Origin of the sequence: Actinospica durhamensis (assembly GCF_018139695.1) — a bacterium.
Taxonomy (GTDB): Bacteria; Actinomycetota; Actinomycetes; order Streptomycetales; family Catenulisporaceae; genus Actinospica; species Actinospica durhamensis.
This window is the reverse complement of record NZ_JAGSOG010000700.1, coordinates 1-505: the sequence shown is the minus strand read 5'-3', so window position 1 is coordinate 505 and position 505 is coordinate 1. Positions and strand designations below refer to the sequence as shown.

Annotated in this window: 1 protein-coding gene; it reads left to right on the top strand. The window is 74.3% G+C overall.

Going from position 1 to position 505, the window contains the following annotated elements; genetic code table 11:
* Positions 1-427, top strand: a 427-nt coding sequence (locus KDL01_RS41785; protein ID WP_212534250.1) for a hypothetical protein, incomplete at its 5' end; no start/stop codon positions are given.
* Positions 428-505: the final 78 nt, after the last annotated feature.

Sequence of the window (505 nt, the reverse complement as noted above, 5' to 3'; positions counted from 1 at the left end):
GCACCTACGCCCGCGTCTCCCGGGCCTGACCGTGAGGACCGAGGTCGAGCCGTTCGCGGTCGTCGCCGGCCAGACGTACGTGCCGTGCCGGACCGCTGCCGGGTCCCGGTGCCGGCCGTTCGTCGTGGAGCGCGTGCGCGGCGACGACGTCTACGTCTGGGACCCGTTCGGCGGCATCAAGGGCCTCGGCGGGCACCGGTGGGTGAAGCGGTCGTCCCTGCACCCGACGGGCCGCACCGATCGGGGCGCCGAGCGCCGGACCGGGTACCGGCTGAAGTCCGGGCCGCCCGCGCCGGGGCAGGAGCTGTGCGGGACGTGCATGACCTACGTCGGTCCGGACGACCTCGCCGTCTCGGCGTGGGGCTCCGGGCACAGCACCTGCAAGCCGTGCATGGCGGACATCGAGCGGCAGTACGGACAGCGTTGACCGTACCGCAGCGAAGCCCCGGGACCACGCCGACGGCCCCGGGGCTTCGTCGTGTCACAGGAACCGGTCCACCAGGCC